We start from the raw sequence: 16,397 nt of genomic DNA, 5'->3' as shown, positions 1-16,397 counted from the left end.
TGCCGTATGCCCTTCAGGTCACAGGAACACGCGACCCACGGGGCCGTGATGCTGGACAGCCACACCACCCGCTTCGCCCTCTGGGCGCCCGATGCCCGGCAGGTGGAGGTGGAATGTGAAAACGCCGCCCCGCAACCCATGCAGCGCAGTGACGACGGCTGGTTCGTGCTGCGCCTGCCCTGCCCGGCCGGTACGCGCTATCGCTACCGTATCGACGGCGACCTGTCGGTCGCCGACCCGGCCAGCCGTGCCCAGCCCGACGGCGTGCACGGCCCCAGCCAGGTGCTGGGCACCGAATATGCCTGGCAACACCCCGACTGGCAGGGCCGCCCCTGGCACGAGGCAGTCATCTATGAAGTGCACGTGGGCCTGCTGGGCGGTTACGCCGGCGTGGCCAGGCACCTGCCGCGCCTGGCCGCACTGGGCGTGACCGCCATCGAGCTGATGCCCATCGGGCAGTTTCCCGGCCAGCGCAACTGGGGCTATGACGGCGTGCTGCCGTTCGCCCCGCAAGCGAGCTATGGCACTGCGCAGCAACTCAAGGCGCTGATCGACCAGGCCCACGCGCTGGGGCTGATGGTGCTGCTGGATGTGGTGTACAACCACTTCGGCCCCGACGGCAATTACCTGCACCGTTATGCCCAGGGCTTCTTTCGCGAAGACCGGCATACGCCCTGGGGCGCGGCCATCGATTTTCGTCGCCGCCAGGTGCGCGACTTCTTCATCGAGAACGCCCTGATGTGGCTGCACGACTACCGCTTCGACGGCCTGCGCCTGGATGCGGTGCACGCCATCGACGACCCTGACTTTCTGCATGAGCTGGCCCGCCGCGTGCGCGCCAGCACCGCACCGGGCCGGCAGGTGTGGCTCACCCTCGAGAACGAGCGCAACCAGGCGCACCTGCTTCAGGAGGGCTACGACGCCCAGTGGAACGACGATGGCCACAACGCCCTGCACGTGCTGCTGACCGGCGAGCAGGAAGGCTACTACGTCGATTACCACGAGGCGCCGCTGAACAAGCTGGCGCGTTGCCTGAGCCAGGGGTTCGTGTTCCAGGGCCAGCCGGACCGCAACGGCGAACCGCGTGGCGAAGCCAGCGGCCACCTGCCGCCCAGTGCCTTCGTGCTGTTTCTGCAGAACCATGACCAGATCGGCAACCGCGCGCTGGGCGAGCGGCTCGAGCGCCTGTGCCCGCCCCAGGCCCTGCGCGCCGCCACCGGGCTGCTGTTGCTGGCACCGATGATCCCGCTGCTGTTCATGGGCGATGACTGGGGGTGCCGCCAGCCCTTCCTGTTCTTCACCGATCACCACGACGACCTTGCCACCGCCGTGCGCGAAGGCCGACGCGCCGAGTTCAAGGGGTTCAAGGCCTTCGCCGACCCCGAGCAACGGGCGCGCATCCCCGACCCGAACGCCGCCCAGACCTTCCTCGACTCGCAACCGCAATGGGGCGAGGACAGCGAGCAGTGGGTGGCGCTGTACCGTCGCCTGCTGTACCTGCGCCACCAGCACATCATCCCGCGCCTGCCGGGCACCCGCGCCCTGGGCGCCCAGGTGGTCGACGGCCAGGGCGTGAGCGCCCGCTGGCAACTGGGCGATGGCAGCGAGCTGCGCATCGACCTCAACCTCGGCCAGCAGCCACTGGCCCTGGACCTGCCGGCCCGCGAGCGGCACCTGTTCGAAAGTTGCGAACTGCCCCCGGGCCCACCCTGCCTGCCGCCGTTGAGCTGCGTGGTGAGCCTGACCCCTTCCTGCCCCACGGAGCCTGTGCATGCCTGACCTACCCTTGCTGCAACTGGCCGAACGCGCTGGCCTGGCGGTGGACTGGATCGACGCCAACGGGCGCGCCCAGCGTGTCAGCGAACCGGTCCTGCGGCGCATCCTGGCCGCCCTTGGCCACCCGGCCGCCGACGACATCGCCATCGCCAACAGCCTCAAGGCCCTGGAAAAAGCCCACGATTCCCGTCACCTGCCGCCACTGCTGACGGTCGACCAGCACCAGCCGCTGGACCTGTCGCGCTACTTCGCGGCCAACAGCCGCTGCGAGGTGCAGCACGAGGACGGCACCCGCCAGCAGCTGCAGCTGGATGCCCAGGCCCTGCTGCCGCCAGGGCTGCCACTGGGGTATCACCAGCTGCATATCGACGCCACCACCTTCACCCTGGCCGTGGCCCCGGCGCAGTGCTACAGCCTGGCCGATGCGCTGGGCACCCCGCACCCACGGTGCTGGGGCCTGAGTGCCCAGCTGTACAGCCTGCGCCGCCCGGGCGACGGCGGGCTGGGCGACTGCCTGGCACTGGAGGGCCTGGCACGCAGCGCCGCCGAGCGTGGCGCCACGGCCCTGGCCATCAGCCCGGTGCACGCCATGTTCACCCGCAACCACCCCAGCTACAGCCCGTATTCGCCGTCCAGCCGGCTGTTTCTGAACAGCCTGTATGCCAGCCCCCAGGCGGTGATCGACGAGCGCACGGTGCGCATCACGGTCCAGGCCCTGGGCCTTGAGGCCCAGCTCGAACAGCTCGAAGGCCTGCCATTGATCGACTGGCCACGGGCGGCCGGGGCACGCCAGCAGATATTGCAGGCGCTGTACCAGGGCTTTATCAAGGGCGAGCAACCGCAGCGCGCCGACTTCGACAGCTTTCGCCACGCCGGCGGCCAGGCGCTGGAAGACCACTGCCGCTTCGAAGCGCTGCTCGATGCCGCCGCCGAACGCGGCGAAAGCCAGGACTGGCGCCAGTGGCCGGCCGCCTGGCTCGACCCGCGCAGCGCCGAGATTGCCGCGTTTGCCGCCGACCACGTCGAGCAGATCGGCTTCTATGCCTTCTGCCAGTGGCTGATCGCGCGCAGCCTGGAGCGTGCCCAGGAAGCGGCGCGCGGCAGCGGCATGGCGGTGGGCCTGATCGCCGACCTGGCAGTGGGGGCCGACGGTACCGGCAGCCAGGCCTGGAGCCGCCAGGACGAGCTGCTGGCCGAGCTGCACGTCGGCGCCCCGCCCGACATCCTCAACCGATCGGGGCAAAGCTGGGGCATCTGCGCGTTCTCCCCCGAGGGCCTGCGCCGCAACGGCTACCGCGCCTTCATCGAGATGCTGCGGGCCAACTTCGCCCACGCCGGGGGCCTGCGCATCGACCATGTAATGGGCCTGCAGCGCCTGTGGCTGATCCCCCAGGGCGCCGCCCCCAGCGAAGGCGCCTACCTGCACTACCCACTGGACGACCTGCTGCGCCTGCTGGCCCTGGAGTCGGTGCGCCACAAGGCCATCGTGCTCGGCGAAGACCTGGGCACGGTGCCCGAAGGCCTGCGCGAAAAGCTCGCGGCCCGCGCGATCCTGGGCATGCGTGTGCTGCTGTTCGAGCAGGACCCGCCCGGGCAGTTCACCCCCATCCTCGACTGGCCCGACAACGCCCTGGCCACCACCAGCACCCACGACCTGCCCCCGCTGGCAGGCTGGCTGCAGGCTCGCGACATCGACTGGGGCCAGCGCCTGGGGGCGATCGACGCGATCACCGAGCGCGACTGGCGCGACAGCCGCCAGCATGAAATCCAGGGCCTGCGTCGCCTGCTGCACAGCAGCTACGGCGACACCAGCAGCGAAGCCGACACCCTGATCGACGCCAGCCTGCGCCTGCTCGGGCATACCCGCGCGCCGCTGGTGCTGGTACCGCTGGAAGACCTGCTGGGCGTGGACGAACAACCCAACCTGCCCGGCACCGTCGACACCCACCCCAACTGGCGCCGCCGCTTCGCGTTGCCCGCCGCACAGCTGCTGGACGACAGCGATGCGGCGCGACGCCTCGAGCTGCTGGCCCAGGCCCGTGAACAAGCCTTCGAGCGTGACCGATGAACAGCCTCACCGCCACACTGCGCCTGCAATTTCATGCCGACTTCAGCCTCGACGATGCGGTGCCGCTGGTGCCCTACTTCGCCCGGCTGGGCATCAGCCACCTGTACGCCTCGCCCCTGTTGCAGGCGCGGCCCGGTTCGCGCCACGGCTACGACGTGGTCGACCCGACCCGGGTGAGCCCCGAACTGGGTGGCGAGGCGGCGCTGGAACGCCTGGTGGCCGCGCTGCGCCAGCACGGCATGGGCCTGATCCTGGACATCGTGTCCAACCACATGGCCGTGGGCGGCGCACACAACCCCTGGTGGCAGGACCTGCTGGCCTGGGGCCGGCGCAGCCCCTACGCCGAGTTCTTCGACATCCAGTGGCATTCGCCCGACCCGTTGCTCAAAGGCCAGTTGCTGTTGCCGTTCCTGGCCAGCGACTATGGCGCAGTGCTGCAGGCCGGGGAAATCCCGCTGCGTTTCGACGCCCGCCACGGGCGCTTTCACATCGAGCACCACGAACACCGCTTCCCGATCAGCCCGCCGGACTATGCGCGCATCCTGTGCGTCAGCGGCCACCCCGAGCTGAGCGAGCTGGGGGCACGCTTTGCCGCCTTCGAGGGCCAGCGCCACGCCCCGGCCAACGTCGAGGCGGTGCACCAGGCCCTGGCCGAACTGGCCCGCGAGCCGCGCATCGGCCAGGCCATCGAACAGGTGCTGGCCGCCTTCGACGGGCGCACCCCCAGCGGTTTCGAGCACCTGCATCAACTGCTCGAACAGCAGCACTACCGCCTGGCCAGCTGGCGCACCGCCGGTGACGACATCAACTGGCGGCGCTTTTTCGACGTCAACGAGCTGGGCGGCCTGCGCGTGGAGCGCCCGGCGGTGTTCGAGGCCACCCATGCCAAGGTGTTCGAGCTGATCGAGCGCGGCCTGGTCGACGGCCTGCGCATCGACCACATCGACGGCCTGGCCGACCCACGCGGTTACTGCCGCAAGCTGCGCCGACGCGTCGACGGCCTGCTCCCACGCCGGCCGCTGAGCGCTGCGCTCGAGCACTTTCCGATCTACGTGGAGAAGATCCTCGGCCCCGGCGAGCGCCTGCACGACGACTGGCGGGTGGACGGCAGCACCGGCTACGAATTCATGAACCAGGTCTCGCTGCTGCAGCATGACCCGCAGGGCGAAGCCGAACTGACCGCGCTGTGGCACGACCTGAGCGAGCGCCCGGCGTTCGTCGAGGAACTGCGCCTGGCCCGCCAGCTGGTGCTCAATGCCAGCCTGGCCGGCGACTTCGAATCGGTGGCCCAGGCCCTGCTGCAGGTGGCGCGCAACGACATCATGAGCCGCGACCTGACCCTGGGCGCCATCCGCCGCGCGTTGCAGGCGCTGGTGGAGCACTACCCGGTGTACCGCACCTACATCAATGCCTGCGGGCGCCCGGCGATGGACGAGGGGTTCTTCCAGCAGGCCCTGGCCGATGCGCGTTCGAGCCTGGGCGAAGCCGACTGGCCGCTGCTGGACTACCTGCAGCGCTGGCTGGGCGGCCAGCCCTGGCGCGAGCTGGGCCCGGGGCGGGCGCGCAAGCAGTTGCGCCACGCCTGCGTGCGCTTCCAGCAGCTGACCTCGCCCACCGCCGCCAAGGCCGTCGAAGACACCGCCTTCTATCGCTCGGCGGTGCTGTTGTCGCGCAACGACGTGGGCTTCGACGCCGAGCGCTTCAGCGCGCCGGCCGAGGCCTTCCATGCCAGTTGCCAGCAACGCCTGGCGCACTTCCCCGACAACCTGCTGGCCACCGCCACCCATGACCACAAGCGTGGCGAAGACTGCCGCGCACGCCTGGCGGTGATCAGCGAACGCAGCCACTGGTTCTGCCAGCGCGTGGAGCTGTGGCGTGAACTGGCCTCGCCCCTGCGCACACAACTGGCCGATGGCGTGGCACCGAGTGCCGGTGATGAACTGCTGCTGTACCAGACCCTGCTCGGCAGTTGGCCGATGACGCTGCGCTGCGATGACACCCACGCCTTGCGCGGCTACGCCGAACGCCTGCGCCAATGGCAGCGCAAAGCCCTGCGCGAGGCCAAGCTGCGCAGCAGCTGGAGCGCCCCCAACGAGGCCTACGAGCAGGCCTGCGCACGCTTCATCGACGCCCTGCTGCTGGAGCCGCAATGCCAGCAGCTGCGCCAGTCGGTGGCCGAGGCGGCGCAGGCCCTGGCCTGCCCGGGCGCGCTCAACAGCCTGGTGCAGAGCCTGCTGCGCATGACCGTGCCGGGGGTGCCCGACCTGTACCAGGGCAACGAATGCTGGGACCTGAGCCTGGTCGACCCGGACAACCGCCGCGCGGTGGACTACGCCGCGCGCCGCCAGGCCCTGGACGACAGCCTGCCCCCCGCCGAACTGCTCGGGCACTGGCAGGACGGGCGGGTCAAGCAGGCCCTGATCGCCCAGCTGCTGGAGCAGCGCCGGGCCTACCCCGAGCTGTTTCGCCACGGCCGCTACCAACCCCTGGAGGTACGCGGCAAACACGCCGAGCGGGTGCTCGCCTTTGCCCGTATCGGCGAGGCGCAACGTGCGGTGGTGGTGGTGCCGCGGCTGGCCTCGGGCCTGCTGGGCAACGCCACGCAACCCTTGATCCCGGCACAGAACTGGGACGATACCCGTGTGCTTTTACCGTTCGCCTTGTGCGCTGCCAATTGCACGGGACTTTTCGCCCAGGGCGCAGTCACACCCTCTAACGAGCTGTGGCTGAGCACTGCGCTCAAAGCCTTCCCCGTCAATCTCTTCATAGAACAGACTGAGTCATCAGGAGCGTCGAGATGAGTGCTGAGGAAAAACGTATCCGCGAATTCGCCTACCAGATCTGGGAGTCGGAAGGTAAACCCGAAGGCCAGGAGGAGCGCCACTGGGAGATGGCGCGCAAGTTGGCCGAAGCCGAGGCCATTGCGCCCAAGGCCGCCCCGCGCAAGCCCCGTACCACCCCGCCAGGCGCACCGCCGGTAGCCCCTGGCGCCAAGCCAAAGCCCGGCGCCGCCGCGTCCAAGGCCAAGCCGCCGGCCCCTGCGGCCAAGCCCGACCCGGCAAAGAAGCCGCGTACCGCGAAGAAGCCCGCCACGCCCTGACGCCGCCGTACCTTGCGTCACTACCGCCCCGGGGCAGCGCAACGCTGCCCCGGCGCCCAGTGCGTCGCCTTTCGCCCCCCAAGGATCGCTACAAGGATTGCCATGACCCAGCCCAAGTCCAAACACAACACCCAGCCCGACGCCGTTGAACCTTCGCGCATCCGCGAGGGCCTGCCCTTCCCCCTGGGCGCCACCTGGGACGGCCTGGGTGTGAACTTCGCACTGTTCTCGGCCAACGCCACCAAGGTCGAACTGTGCCTGTTCGACGCCAGCGGCGAACATGAGCTCGAGCGCATCGAACTGCCCGAGTACACCGACGAGATCTACCACGGCTACCTGCCCGACGCGCACCCGGGGCAGATCTACGGTTACCGCGTGTACGGCCCCTACGAGCCGCAGAACGGGCACCGTTTCAACCCCAACAAGCTGCTGATCGACCCGTATGCCAAGCAGCTGGTCGGCGAGCTGCGCTGGTCCGAGGCGTTGTTCGGCTACACCATCGGCCACCCCGATGGCGACCTCAGTTTCGACGAGCGTGACAGTGCGCCGTTCGTGCCCAAGTGCAAGGTCATCGACCCGGCCTACACCTGGGGCCGCGACCAGCGCGTGGGCGTGCCGTGGGACCGTACCGTGTTCTACGAAGCGCACGTGCGCGGCATCAGCATGCGTCACCCGGCGGTGCCGGAAGCGGCGCGCGGTACCTTCGCCGGGCTGATGAACGACGAGCTGCTGGGGCACATCAAGGGCCTGGGCGTCAGCTCCATCGAGCTGCTGCCGATCCACGCCTTCGTCAACGACCAGCACCTGCTGCAAAAGGGCCTGAACAACTACTGGGGCTACAACAGCATCGCCTTCTTCGCGCCCCACCCGCGCTACCTGGCCAACGGCAAGATCGCCGAGTTCAAGGAGATGGTTGCGCACCTGCACGACGCCGGCCTGGAGGTGATTCTGGACGTGGTCTACAACCACACCGCCGAAGGCAACGAGCAGGGCCCCACGCTGTCGATGCGCGGTATCGACAACGCCTCGTACTACCGCCTGATGCCCGACGACAAGCGCTACTACATCAACGACTCGGGCACCGGCAACACCCTGGACCTGAGCCACCCCTGCGTACTGCAACTGGTCACCGACTCGCTGCGCTACTGGGCAGGCGAGATGCACGTTGATGGCTTTCGCTTCGACCTGGCGACCATCCTGGGCCGCTACCACGAAGGCTTCGACGAGCGGCACAGCTTTCTGGTGGCCTGTCGCCAGGACCCGCTGCTGAGCCAGGTCAAGCTGATTGCCGAACCCTGGGACTGCGGCCCCGGTGGCTACCAGGTGGGCAACTTCGCGCCGGGCTGGGCCGAATGGAACGACCGCTTTCGCGACACCGTGCGCGCCTTCTGGAAAGGCGACGAAGGCCAGCTGGCCGACTTTGCCGCGCGCATGACCGCCTCCGGCGAGTTGTTCAACCGCCGCGGCCGGCGCCCCTATGCCTCGGTCAACTTCATCACCGCCCACGACGGCTTCACCCTGCGCGACCTGGTGTCGTACAACGACAAGCACAACGAGGACAACGACGAGAACAACCAGGACGGCAGCAACAACAACATCTCCTGGAACCACGGGGTCGAGGGGCCCACCGACGACCCCGAGATCAACAGCCTGCGCCAGCGCCAGATGCGCAACTTCTTCGCCACCCTGCTGCTGGCCCAGGGCACGCCGATGATCGTGGCCGGCGACGAGTTCAGCCGCACCCAGCACGGCAACAACAACGCCTACTGCCAGGACAGCGAGATCGGCTGGATCAACTGGGACCTGGACGAGCAAGGCAGCGCCCTGCTCAAGTTCGTCAAGCGCCTGACCAAGCTGCGCCTGGCCTACCCGATCCTGCGCCGCAGCCGCTTCCTGGTGGGCGACTACAACGAGGCGATCGGGGTCAAGGACGTGACCTGGCTGGCGCCGGACGCCAGCGAGATGAGCGTGGAACAGTGGGAAGACCCGCAAGGGCGCTGCCTGGGCATGCTCATGGACGGGCGCGCGCAGGTCAGCGGCATCCTGCGCCCGGGGGCAGACGCCACCTTGCTGCTGATCGTCAACGCGCACCACGACGGCGTGGACTTCACCCTGCCCGACGTGCCCGAGGGCGAGTACTGGAACTGCCTGATCGACACCGACCGGCCGCAGCTGCGCAAGGCCCAGCGCCTGGAATTCGGCAGCGTGTTCAACGTCACCGGACGCTCGTTGCTGCTGTTGGAACTGCAACGGGACGAGGATGCCTGACGCTTTAGCAATCATTCGAAATAGCCAGCCGCGTTGTCATTCGCAACGCGGCTATGCCCATTCAGTAACCGCTATTTTTCAACCGCTTACCCCCTCCAACACGGGCATCACAAAATAATCACACAATCTTGACGCCTGCCTGCGACTCTCCTTAGCTACACCTAGAACCACCGTGTTCAACTTCATTCCGGGCCTCTGGCACGCGGCTTTGCGCGCGCCATGGGGCAGGTTTGCTGGTTTGGGTCGCTCTCTGTTCCTGCCTTACAGCCCGTGACATCAGGCCAGACCTTTGGCTGTAACACACAGAGGAGATCGGCCATGAAAAGCGCACCCTGCCCTTCGGGGCTCGAGTATGTTTTCTACGCACTGTCGACGTCGCTGCTGCTGGCAACCCCGCTGGAAAGCCTGGCGGCGGGGCTGGAAGACGACGACCCGATGTTCAACCCGGCACACGGCCTGGCGCTGCCGTCGCTGGTCCCGGCCAGCGTGTCGGGGCTGAGCCTGGGCACGCTGGGGGCGTTTTCCGAACGCCTGGCAGAGCGCACGGCGGTGTTCGGCGACGAAGGCATTGCCAGCCAGTGGGCGCAGTTCTTTCCCACCCCGGTCAGGACTGCCCCGCAACGCCTGGATGCCCCCAACCAGAACCTGCAGATCGCCCCCGACCTGTTCGTGCGGGAAACCGCCGGCGGCAACACCCACCGCGCCGGGATCTTCATGGGCCACAGCAACCTGCAGGGCGGCCTGGACAATCGCCGGCCACAGCTGGGTGACAAGCAGAACGCCGTGCGCCTGGAAGGGCAAAGCCTGGGCATGTACTGGAGCCTGCAGCATGACCAGGGCTGGCATGTGGATGCGGTGGCCATGGGCACCCGTTTCGACGCCAGCGGGCGCGGCAGCGACGGCGAACGGCTCGATGGCAACGGCCACGCGCTGACATTCTCGGTGGAGGGCGGCTTCCCCATCGGCCTGGGCAAGCACTGGGTGATCGAGCCCCAGGCGCAGTTGATCAACCAGCAGTACTACCCCGGCAACGACGCCCAGGCCCAGACCCTGCAGGCCTATGACAGCCAGCCGAGCTGGACCGGCCGGGTGGGCGCGAAGCTGTCGGCCCGCTACGAGGTGCGCGGCATGCCCATCGAACCCTATGTGCGCACCAACGTGTGGTACGACTTCTCGAACGCCGACACGGTGAGCCTGGACAAGGTCGACAAGATCAGCAGCGGACGCAACGCCACCACCGTGGAGGTGGGCCTGGGCCTGGTGGCACGGGTGACGCCCAAGGTGGCGCTGTTTGTCAGTGCCGATTACAGCAGCGACGTGGACGACAACGACTTGAACGGGTTGATCGGCAATCTGGGGGTGCGTGTGCGCTGGTGAGCGGCGCTGAATGCATCGCGGGTCAGGCCCGCGATGCGACACGCATACCCCCGTCAACCTGAGGTTGACAGCTTATGTATACTGGCCGGCCATGCCCTCGCCAAGGACACCCCAGCGCATGACCGAAAACAGCTTCGCCTTTCGCCTCAAGGAACTGCTCGAACACCACAAGCTGACGCTGCAGGCGGTAGGCACGGCCCTGGGGATCTCGCGCACCGCCGTGCACAAATGGACCCGCGGCGGCGAGATCGACTATGCCAACCTGCGCAAGCTGGCCGACTTTCTCAAGGTCAACTGGATCTGGCTGCGCTACGGCGAAGAAGCCCTGCAGGACGTGCAGCAGACCCAGGTGGTGGAGCTGCCGATGACCGACCTGCGCCGGCGCTACACCGCCGAGATCATGGAGAGCGAAACCCGCATGAAGCTGGCCCAGGAAGGCGCCCGCATCGTGACCTGGGAATGGAACCTGATCAGCGACGAACTCACCTACTCGCCCAACGTCGAGGCCGTGTACGGCTGGCAGGTGATCCGCAACGAAGACTTCTGGGTGCACCTGCCCCCCGAGGACGTCGAGATGCTGCAGGCGCTGTACAGCAAGACCCTGCTCGAAGGCGAAGGCTGCGAGTGCGACTTTCGCATCTATCGCCCCGACGGCGAGATGCGCTGGATCGCCTCCCGCGCCACGGTGGTGCGCGACAGCGCCGGGCGCGCGGTGAAGATGGTCGGCATCAGCATGGACAACACCGAGCGCAAGGTCGCCGAAGAGCAACTGCGCAACAGCGAGGAACGTTTTCGCGCCATCTTCGAACTGGCCTGGGGCGCGCTGGCCTACATCGACCCGGACGGCACCTGGCAGCGGGTCAACGGCAGCTTCTGCGAGCTGCTGGGCTACAGCGCCGAAACGCTGTACGGCATGACCTTCCAGCAACTGACCCACCCCGACGACCTGGCCGCCAACCTGCAGTTGCTGCAGCGCCTGCTGGCCGGCGAGATCGAGCGCTACGAAGTGGAAAAGCGCGTGCGCCACAAGCAGGGCCACTACATCTGGGTACGTGCACGTACCGCCCTGCAGCGCCGCCAGGACGGCCAGCCGCAGCATCTGATCAGCGTGTTCGAGGACATCGGCGCCGAACGCCAGGAACGCGAACGCCTGCAGGCACGTATCGAGGCGCTTGAAGCACAGCGCGGGGCTTCGCAGGCATGAGCCGCTTCGTGGGGGTGTTTCACTTGCGAAGCCGGCATGCCGTGGACAGGGGCTTCAAGGTGCACGCGCTACACAGCGACAATCATGCCGATGCGCACCTTGAAGCGGGCGACATACGCAATGAACAGGGCTACCAGGACGATCAGACCTGCGACTTCACCGTGATCGAGATTGCCAGCACTGCCCTGGCGCCCCGGCGCCTGAGCTGGCTAGAGCGCATCACGGGCAAGCTGCATGCATGACCCCATCCCTGATCTGACTGCGGGGCGCACATGAGCCGCTTTGTCGCTGTGTTTCACCACTGGCATATCACCAAACGCAACCTTGGCTTCGAGGTGCACAGCCTGGCAGGTCGCGATCAGGCACAGGCGCACCGCGAAGCCTGCGCACGGTTGGCCGATCAGGAAGTGAGCGATATCGTGCGCTGCGCCTTCACCCTGGTTGAGATCGGCGCGCATGAACACGTTGCGCGCCCGCTGAGCTGGCGCGAGCGCATCACCGGGCGTTTCGAGGGGCGTGGCTAGAGGCAGGTGGCCAACGCCGCCATGCGCCGCTGGGCCAATGCATCGTCCTTGAGGGTGTAGAACTTGACCACCGTGCCGCCGGCTTCGGCGCGCACATCGGCGAAGTATTCGGCATCGCGTGTCGACACCGTGGCCCCACCGTTGGGGCCGGCGTCGAGGTAGCCGCTGGCATCCACGCCGAAGACGGCTTCGTCCTGCCAACCGAACTGGATGCACTCGGCCACCAGCGGCTCGGCCTTGGCCGAGGTGAAGGTCTTGTGCGGTGCGCCCAGGCGAGCCTGGTTCATCGTCGACGAGGCGCATCCGGCCAGCACCAGTGCCGTACCCAATAGCATTGCTGCGCGCATGGTTGTCTCTCCCGTTGGTTGTGTGTCGGCAGCACCGGGCTCTTCGCTGGCCCTGCAGAAGCTGGCCTTGCCAGCGAAGAGGCCTGGCCTGCTGATTGAAAAAGGAGCGACTGTAGCATTGCCCCGGCCCCCGGTGAGAGAATGCCGCGCAGAAAAACGGACCCTCCCCCTGTGCCAAGGAACAGCACCATCCGAATCCTCTCGCTCGCCCTCATCGTCTCCACCCTCGCCCTCACCAGCTGCGGCACCATGATGCGCGGTGGGTACTGCGCCGAATGTGCATCCCCAGGCATGTACCGGGGCGTGCGCAACAACTTCTCGTTCCTGTTCAGCGCCACCTCGGCGCAGTTCTGCTGGCCGCTGATCGTGTGCCCGCTGGCGTTTATCGTCACCGCGCCCGTGGATATCGTGATCGATACCGCGATGATCCCCGCCGACCTCTCGCGCTGAGTGCCAAACAATCGAATCCCTCTATAGGTTCATCGACAAGGTCGATTAGTCACAAATTAAGTAAGGGCATAAACTGCCCCCGAATGCGCGCAATTCACCCACGATAGAAAGGGTCTTGGCGCGCACCCTCTGTGACTAGCCTGCATACCACTTACCGATCCTGACGCTGATCTCGGCGGGCCTGCGCGTGCGCGGCCGATTCTGGAGCTCGTTTGTACAAGGAGATAACCATGGGACTGGGCAGAAGACAGTTCTTCAAGCTGTGCACCGTCGGCGCTGCCACCGCCACTGCGGCCAGCCTGGGCTTCGCCCCGGGCATGGCCCAGGCCACCCAATCACGCCAGTACAAGCTGCTGCGCGCCAAGGAAACCCGCAACAACTGCACCTACTGCTCGGTGGGTTGCGGCGTGCTGATGTACAGCCTTGGCGACGGCGCCAAGAACGCCAAGGCGCGTATCTTCCACATCGAAGGCGACCCCGATCACCCGGTCAGCCGCGGCTCGCTGTGCCCCAAGGGCGCGGGCCTGGTGGACTACATCCACAGCGAACAACGCCTGCTCTACCCCGAATACCGCGCCCCTGGCTCGGACAAATGGCAGCGCATCAGCTGGGATCACGCCATCGAGCGCATCGCACGCCTGATGAAGGACGACCGTGACGCCAACTTCATCGAGAAGAACGACAAGGGCACCACGGTCAACCGCTGGCTGAGCACCGGCATGCTGTGCAGCTCGGCCGCCAGCAGCGAAACAGGCTCGCTGGACCAGCGCTTCACCCGCGCCCTGGGCATCCTGGGCACCGACAGCCAGGCCCGCGTGTGCCACGCCCCTACCGTCTCGGCGCTGGCGCCGACCTTCGGGCGCGGCGCCATGACCAACAACTGGGTCGACATCAAGAACGCCAACGTGGTGCTGATCATGGGCGGCAACCCCGCCGAGGCGCACCCGGTGGGCTTCAAGTGGGTGATCGAGGCCAAGATCCGCAATGGCGCCAAGGTCATCGTGGTGGACCCGCGCTTCAACCGCAGCGCCGCCGTGGCCGACATCTACTCGCCGATTCGCGCCGGCTCCGACGTGACCTTCCTGATGGGCGTGGTCAACTACCTGATCACCCACGACAAGATCCAGCACGACTACGTGCGCGCCTACACCAACGCCAGCCTGATCGTGCGCGAGGACTACAGCTTCGACGACGGCCTGTTCAGCGGCTACGACCCGGCCAAGCGCAGTTACGATCGCAGCTCCTGGACCTACGAGCTGGACGCCGACGGCTTCGCCAGGCGCGACATGACCCTGAGCCACCCGCGCTGCGTGTGGAACCTGCTCAAGGCCCACGTCAGCCGCTACACCCCGGACATGGTCACCAACATCTGCGGCACGCCCAAGGCCGACTTCCTGCAGATCTGCGAAATCCTCGGCACCACCAGTGCCCCGGACAAGACCGCCACCTTCCTCTACGCCCTGGGCTGGACCCACCACACCAACGGCGCGCAGATGATCCGAGGCTCGGGCATGATCCAGCTGCTGCTGGGCAACATCGGCATGGCCGGTGGCGGGGTCAACGCCCTGCGCGGCCACTCCAACATCCAGGGCTACACCGACCTGGGCCTGCTCTCGCTGCGCCTGCCCGGCTACATGAACCTGCCATCGGATGCGCAGACCGACCTGGCCACCTACCTCAAGCAGACCACGCCCAGCGCGGTGCTGCCCGACCAGGTCAACTACTACAAGCACACCCCCAAGTTCTTCGTCAGCCTGATGAAGAGCCTGTGGGGCGACAAGGCCACCAAGGACAACGACTGGGGCTTCGACTGGCTGCCCAAGTGGGACGACAGCTACGACGTGCTCAACTACAGCAACCGCATGTACGAGGGCAAGGTCAACGGCTACATCGCCCAGGGCTTCAACCCGGTGGCGGCGTTCCCGGACAAGAACAAGGCCCAGGCCGCGCTGGAGAAACTCAAGTTCCTGGTGATCATCGACCCGCTGGCCACCGAGACCTCGAGCTTCTGGCAGAACCACGGCGAGGAGCACGACGTGGACACCGCGGCGATCCAGACCGAAGTGTTCCGCCTGCCCTCCTCGTGCTTTGCCGAGGAAGACGGCTCGATCGTCAACTCCGGGCGCTGGCTGCAATGGCACTGGGCCGGCGCTGCGCCGCCCGGCGAGGCCTGGCACGACGGCAAGATCCTCGGCCACCTGTTCCTGAAGATCCGCGAGCTGTACGAGAAGGAAGGCGGTGCCAACCCCGCGCCGATCCTCAACATGGCCTGGGACTACGCCGACCCGTTCGACCCCAAGCCCGAGGAAGTGGCCAAGGAATCCAACGGCCGCGCCCTGGCCGACCTGCACGACGAACAGGGCAACCTGATTCTGCGCAAGGGCCAGTTGCTCGACGACTTCTCGCAGCTGCGCGACGACGGCACCACTGCCAGCTTCAACTGGATCTTCGCCGGCTCCTGGACCGAAAAGGGCAACCAGATGGCACGGCGCGACAACGCCGACAGCGGCCTGGGTTGCACCCCGGGCTGGGCCTGGGCGTGGCCGCAGAACCGGCGCATTCTCTACAACCGCGCCTCGGCCGACCCCCAGGGCAAGCCGTGGGACCCCAAGCGCAAGCTGATTGGCTGGGACGGGGCGCGCTGGAGCGGCGTGGACGTGCCGGACTTCGCCGTCACCGCTGCACCGGGCAGCAACACCAACCCGTTCATCATGCTGCCTGAAGGCCTGGGCCGGCTGTTCTCGGTGGGCGCGATGAACGACGGGCCGTTCCCCGAACACTACGAGCCCACCGAAAGCCCGCTGGCGAACAACCCGCTGCACCCGAACGTGACCTACAGCCCCACCGCGCGGGTGTACGAAAGCGATCGCAAGCGCATGGGCAGCCGTGAGCAGTTCCCGTATGTGGCCACCACCTACTCGATCACCGAGCTGTTCCGCCACTGGACCAAGCATGCGCGGCTCAACGCCATCGTGCAGCCCGAGCAGTTCATCGAGATCGGCGAGAAGCTGGCCGCCGACAAGGGCATCGTGCAGGGCGACCTGGTGCGCGTCAGCACCCAGCGTGGCTACATCAAGGCCAAGGCCGTGGTGACCAAGCGCATCCGCCGCCTGGCCATCGACGGGCAGGACGTCGACACCATCGGCATCCCCTGCCACTGGGGCTATGAAGGCACCACGCGCAAGGGCTTTCTGGCCAATACCCTGACCCCGGGGGTGGGCGATTCCAATACCCACACGCCGGAATACAAGGCGTTTCTCGTGAACATCGAAAAGGCCTGAGG

General features: G+C 67.1%; 12 protein-coding genes. 11 read left to right on the top strand and 1 reads right to left on the bottom strand.

Annotated features, from left to right (window positions below; all coding sequences use genetic code 11):
* The first annotated feature begins 6 nt into the window (after window positions 1-6).
* The 9 genes from treZ (at window position 7) to CR917_RS24230 (ending at window position 12,317) form a co-directional block, all read left to right on the top strand.
* Complete coding sequence (treZ, locus tag CR917_RS24270; RefSeq protein WP_256589754.1) at window positions 7-1,779, top strand: malto-oligosyltrehalose trehalohydrolase; 1,773 nt, start codon at window positions 7-9, stop codon at window positions 1,777-1,779.
* On the top strand, window positions 1,772-3,844 hold the full coding sequence (malQ, locus tag CR917_RS24265) for a 4-alpha-glucanotransferase (RefSeq protein ID WP_054915393.1): 2,073 nt from the start codon (window positions 1,772-1,774) through the stop codon (window positions 3,842-3,844). Before treZ ends, malQ begins: the two co-directional genes overlap by 8 nt.
* Complete coding sequence (locus CR917_RS24260; RefSeq protein ID WP_104573078.1) at window positions 3,841-6,645, top strand: malto-oligosyltrehalose synthase; 2,805 nt, start codon at window positions 3,841-3,843, stop codon at window positions 6,643-6,645. Before malQ ends, CR917_RS24260 begins: the two co-directional genes overlap by 4 nt.
* Window positions 6,642-6,944, top strand: a complete 303-nt coding sequence (locus CR917_RS24255) for a DUF2934 domain-containing protein (protein ID WP_043862952.1) — start codon at window positions 6,642-6,644, stop codon at window positions 6,942-6,944. Before CR917_RS24260 ends, CR917_RS24255 begins: the two co-directional genes overlap by 4 nt.
* Window positions 6,945-7,046: 102 nt before the next feature.
* A complete protein-coding gene (glgX, locus tag CR917_RS24250; RefSeq protein ID WP_054915395.1) occupies window positions 7,047-9,212 on the top strand; it encodes a glycogen debranching protein GlgX in 2,166 nt (721 codons plus the stop codon).
* Window positions 9,213-9,530: 318 nt separating this feature from the next.
* Window positions 9,531-10,589, top strand: a complete 1,059-nt coding sequence (locus CR917_RS24245) for an autotransporter outer membrane beta-barrel domain-containing protein (protein WP_043862954.1) — start codon at window positions 9,531-9,533, stop codon at window positions 10,587-10,589.
* 118 nt (window positions 10,590-10,707) lie between these two features.
* A complete protein-coding gene (locus tag CR917_RS24240; protein ID WP_043862955.1) occupies window positions 10,708-11,793 on the top strand; it encodes a helix-turn-helix transcriptional regulator in 1,086 nt (361 codons plus the stop codon).
* Window positions 11,794-11,852: 59 nt separating this feature from the next.
* Window positions 11,853-12,035 carry a hypothetical protein gene (locus CR917_RS24235; protein WP_146095039.1) on the top strand — a complete coding sequence of 61 codons (183 nt, stop codon included), beginning with the start codon at window positions 11,853-11,855 and terminating at the stop codon, window positions 12,033-12,035.
* 30 nt (window positions 12,036-12,065) lie between these two features.
* Window positions 12,066-12,317, top strand: a complete 252-nt coding sequence (locus CR917_RS24230; RefSeq protein WP_043862957.1) for a hypothetical protein — start codon at window positions 12,066-12,068, stop codon at window positions 12,315-12,317.
* Here the strand turns inward: CR917_RS24230 and CR917_RS24225 are convergent.
* A complete protein-coding gene (locus CR917_RS24225) occupies window positions 12,314-12,664 on the bottom strand; it encodes a hypothetical protein (protein ID WP_043862958.1) in 351 nt (116 codons plus the stop codon). The two genes, CR917_RS24230 and CR917_RS24225, sit on opposite strands and share 4 nt — an antisense overlap.
* 171 nt (window positions 12,665-12,835) lie before the next feature.
* Here CR917_RS24225 and CR917_RS24220 point away from each other — a divergent pair, with 171 nt between their 5' ends.
* Window positions 12,836-13,114 (top strand): YceK/YidQ family lipoprotein, encoded by a 279-nt coding sequence (locus CR917_RS24220; protein WP_116054465.1) that lies wholly within the window; start codon window positions 12,836-12,838, stop codon window positions 13,112-13,114.
* Between the two features lie 230 nt (window positions 13,115-13,344).
* On the top strand, window positions 13,345-16,395 hold the full coding sequence (gene fdnG / locus CR917_RS24215) for a formate dehydrogenase-N subunit alpha (RefSeq protein ID WP_078480172.1): 3,051 nt from the start codon (window positions 13,345-13,347) through the stop codon (window positions 16,393-16,395).
* Window positions 16,396-16,397 lie beyond the last annotated feature (2 nt).

It is taken from the genome of Pseudomonas sp. BRM28, assembly GCF_002939405.1.
GTDB classification, from domain to species: domain Bacteria; phylum Pseudomonadota; class Gammaproteobacteria; order Pseudomonadales; family Pseudomonadaceae; genus Aquipseudomonas; species Aquipseudomonas palmensis.
The sequence above is the reverse complement of the archived record's forward strand: the minus strand, read 5'-3'. Positions and strand labels throughout refer to the sequence as shown.